Raw genomic sequence first — 4,120 nt, 5'->3', positions numbered from 1 at the left:
ATTTGCAAGTCTTTTTTCCGTGCATAAACGCATATATGTTGGGCGGACACCGTCCAAAAAACGGCATCCGCCCCTGCGCACGGAATTTACTGGTTCCGGTCCATGCGGCCGAGCAGCGCTGTCAAAAGCGCAATCACCGCCAGCACGGTAAAGATACCCGCCATGCCCTGTCCCAGCAGGGCCACCGCCTGCTGCAATGCCTGATTCATCTGTTCCCTGCTCCTTTCTCACATAAAAAATCCGAGGATGACGCCGCCCGCCACGACCGAGGCGATCTGGCCCGCCACGTTCGCGCCGACCGCGTGCATCAGCAGATGGTTGGTCTTATCCGCTTCCACGCCCAGCTTTTCAATCACGCGCGCGCTCATCGGGAAGGCCGAAATGCCCGCCGCGCCGATCATCGGGTTGACCTTGTTCTTGCAGAACAAATTGAGCACCTTGGCAAACAGCACGCCGCCGACCGAATCCAGCACAAAGGCGATGAGCCCCAGACACAGGATGAGCAGCGTTTCCTTGGTGACAAACTGCTCCGCCCGCATGGAAAACGAAATCGTAATGCCGAGCAAAAGCGTTATCAGGTTGGCCAGCTCGTGCTGCGCGGTTTTGGAAAGGCTGTCCAGCACGCCGCATTCGCGGATGAGGTTGCCGAACATCAAAAATCCGACAAGCGACACCGAAGCCGGTGCAACAAATCCGGCCACCATGGTGGTTAAAATGGGGAACAGGATGCGCGTGCGGCGGCTGACCTGCCCTGCCGCGTAGGGCATTTTCATCGCGCGTTCCTTCTGCGTTGTCACCAGCTTGACCGCCGCAGGCTGGATGATGGGCACCAGCGCCATATAGCTGTATGCCGCCACCGCGATCGCGCCGATATATTTCGAGCCGAGCACCTGCGAAACCAGCAGCGCGGTCGGGCCGTCCGCCGCGCCGATGATGCCGATGGAGGCCGCATCCCGCAAATCAAAACCCATGGCCGCCGCAGCGATCACCGTCAGGAAAATGCCGACCTGCGCCGCCGCGCCGAACAGAAACAGCTTGGGATTGGCAAGCAGCGGGCCGAAGTCGATCATCGCGCCGATGCCGATGAACAGCAAAAGCGGAAAGGCCTCGCTTGCCTCAATGCCGGTTTCAAACAGCCACTGGATGATGCCGTGCGTCTCTCCGATGCCCTCCGTCATCTGGTTGAGCACCCCGGAAAACGGCAGATTGACCAGAATCGCGCCAAAGCCCATCGGCAGCAGCAGCGCCGGTTCATACTGGCGGGTGATCGCCAGCCAGATCAGCACCCCGCCAACCGCGTACATCACCGCCTGCTGCCATGTGACCGACAGCAAACCCTCATACAAAAATTCCATACCGTTCCCTCCCAATATAACGCGCAGCGTTCATACGATCCGCCACGGGGGATAGATACCCCCGGAGAAGCAAACAGACCTGCGTCTTCCCACAGGAAAACGCAGGTCTGGTCATTTCAGGCGTCAGCCAGAACGGGAAAGCTTCGTCCCGCCATGCTTGTTGGCGATGCCGCGCGGCATTTTGCCGCGCTGACTACTCCCCTTTGTCTGACTGCATCGTATCACACGGACAGGCCGCGTGTCAAGCCGTAAAACCGCTAAGATTTCGCCAAGGAAATGGTTGCTTTGACGGGAACGCCTGCCGCCTATGCGCCGAAAATATCCGGATTTACAGCCTTGTGGCTTGCCCACAGCGCACGGACGTTCTCTCCGCCGCGCTGCACAATGCTGTCCACCGTCTGCGGGTCGTTCTTCCAGCGTTTTTCCAGCTCGGCCAGAACGCCCTCGGTGTATGCGCCGTCCGTCCAGCCCATATCCAGATACCAGACAAGGTCGGCGGTATCGCGGTAGGCATAATACTGGTGCGCCCTGGCGTAAACGCGGCTGTCATAGGGCGGGAACTGATATCCCAGCCCGCCGATGGTCTGCCCGTCTGCGCCCTGCGCGGAAAAATCCTCGGGCAGCCACACAGCCGGCCGGCTGCCGTCCACCGCCACCGGCCGCATCCGGATGCGCAGCGTTTCGCCTGTCGGGGTGTTGGTATCCGGCTGCACAAATGCAAACGTCACCATGCACGGGTCGGACGGGCTGTAAACCGCCTCTCCCGCAAACGAGCCGTGCGCATCGGCCAGACCAAGCGCATACTTTGCGCCTTTTTCCGGCGTATCCAGCAGCGCATATGCTTCGGCAGAGGAATCTTCATACAGCCGCTGCAGCGCTTCCACCTGCTCCGCGTCATAAATCGGCATGCCCAGATCGTTCTGATAGCAGGCAAGGAAGCCGGCCATCGTCATGCCCTTCATGCCGGAATCTGCAAGTTCCTCGCGGCGGGTGGGGGCAAGGCTTCCGGCCGCGTCAAACCACATGCGTTCGGCCTTGCGCCGCAGCTGCGCCGGATAGCCGTCCCGCAGGATCGGTATTTCATAAGCCACATCGGCATAATTCCCGTCCGCATTCGCCGTCACCGCCATGCGGATGACCGGCGCCAGCGTCTGCTCGCTCTTCTGCCGGAAAAGGCCGCCGTGGTACTGCGCCAGTCCGGTCAGCAGCTGTTCGCGCGCGTTTGTGCGCTGCTGCGCATTCTGCCCCTCAAACGAGAGCGCGCTGCCGTCCAGCGCGCGCGCCGCCTGGTCCATTTCCCTGTAGGCCGCCGCGATGTCCGCGTCCGTCGGGTCATACTGCACGTCGGATGCAAATATCAGATACCAGGTCAGGCCGTCCCGCTCGGCAAGCTGTTTGCACGGCATCGGATATTCCGCCAGCCAGTCCTCGCCGAACTGCGCCTTGAGCACCGCAGTCGCTTCGGCCGTGAGCGTCATCACCGTTCCGGCGTCCGTCGGGTCGTCCGAATAGCCGGGCATCGCGTTTTGCAGGCCAAACCGCACACCGTTCTCGGTTGGCACCGCATAGCCCTGCTCCACAAAGCAGTCGGGTAGCGTCAGCGTGTAGCCGTAGGTCGGATCGTGATAATCCGCCGCATGAATGGCGGCATCCTGCCGCGCGCCGTTTGCCAGCCGGAACACGAACGCGGCGGTGCGCTCCGTTCCATCCGCCAGCGGATAGGATACGGTAACGCCGCGGTAAACGGCGCCGGTCAGCGCAGAGGACAGATATTGCGCCATGATCGGCTCTGCCACATAATCATAGGACAGGCTGGCCGTGCCCGCGTGGGTGAAATCAAACGTGCTGCGCTTGGTTTCGCGCTCGGAATATTGCAGCGCGCCGTCCGCACGGATGACCGCGTCCTCTATCGTCACGCTGCCGTTCGGCGCGGGGTCAAACAGCAGCTCGATCTTGTCGCCCGCCTGCAATAGCGGCACGTTGCCGCCCGCCGCCGCGATTGCCTGCCGCACCGTCTGTCCCACGGGCAGGGGCGTATCGCCCGCCGTTGCCCGGAAAACGCCCTCCGTCTGGAGCGCCAGACCGTCCGGCAGCCAATAACCGTCCGTTTTGCACATCTGCACATCAACCGACGGGCTGTTATCGGCAAAGTGCAGGCGCACGACCGCCGTATTTTCGTCCGACGACTCCAGCTCGGCCGTAAAGGCCGTCTCGCCCAGCCAGCCGAATACGGCCTGCGCCGCAGTCAGCGGTTCGTACAGCCGGTCAAGCGGCGCGCCGTTAAAGTGGTCCGCGCCCTCGGGCAGCGTGGGCTGCGGCAGCGCAGAGTTGTAATATAACTTAAATAAATCACTTTTCGTATAATCCTGCTGCGCGCAGTCCGCAACCTCGGTGATAACCGAACGGCCGTCCTCCTGCCCGACTGTTACGGCCCAGGCCGCGCGGAGGTCGGTCATGCCGCCGCCTGTTTTCCGGAAAACGGCGATATACTCGTCCTGCGTTCTGCCCGGCAGTACGGCGGCGTCATCGTAAGACGGGGACGAGCCGCCGTACTTCCAGCTGAAGCCGCCGTCGGGCAGCGCCTGCTGGGTTTGGAAAGCCTGCTGCTTCTCGGCAGTCAGGATGGGATAGAGGAACTGGCCGCTCTTGTGCATCACGCCGCGCGCATACTGCCCCGCGAGGTCCATGCCCGTACGGGCGTTTTTGCCGCCGTTATAGGTATAATCCTGCGGCAGCCAGCCTCTGCCGAAGGGGTCTGTCAGCAG

The 4,120-nt window shown here is 61.9% G+C and carries 3 protein-coding genes; all 3 read right to left on the bottom strand.

The window, feature by feature from the left end; translation table 11 throughout:
* Positions 1 to 86: 86 nt before the first annotated feature.
* Positions 87 to 209 (bottom strand): hypothetical protein, encoded by a 123-nt coding sequence (locus ACOYIE_RS09805; RefSeq protein WP_433412748.1) that lies wholly within the window; start codon positions 207 to 209, stop codon positions 87 to 89.
* 18 nt (positions 210 to 227) lie between these two features.
* Positions 228 to 1,355 (bottom strand): sodium ion-translocating decarboxylase subunit beta, encoded by a 1,128-nt coding sequence (locus ACOYIE_RS09800; protein ID WP_433412746.1) that lies wholly within the window; start codon positions 1,353 to 1,355, stop codon positions 228 to 230.
* 305 nt (positions 1,356 to 1,660) lie between these two features.
* A partial coding sequence (locus ACOYIE_RS09795) for a hypothetical protein (protein WP_433412744.1) occupies positions 1,661 to 4,120 on the bottom strand: 2,460 nt, incomplete at its 5' end.

Source organism: Agathobaculum sp., assembly GCF_050946325.1.
Lineage (GTDB): Bacteria > Bacillota > Clostridia > Oscillospirales > Butyricicoccaceae > Agathobaculum.
This window is presented reverse-complemented; position numbering and strand designations above follow the sequence as displayed.

Bases quoted from the DNA above. Each gene is read 5' to 3' on its own strand.
- ACOYIE_RS09805 (WP_433412748.1), bottom strand. From the start codon at position 209: ATGAATCAGGCATTGCAGCAGGCGGTGGCCCTGCTGGGACAGGGCATG.
- ACOYIE_RS09800 (WP_433412746.1), bottom strand. From the start codon at position 1,355: ATGGAATTTTTGTATGAGGGTTTGCTGTCGGTCACATGGCAGCAGGCG.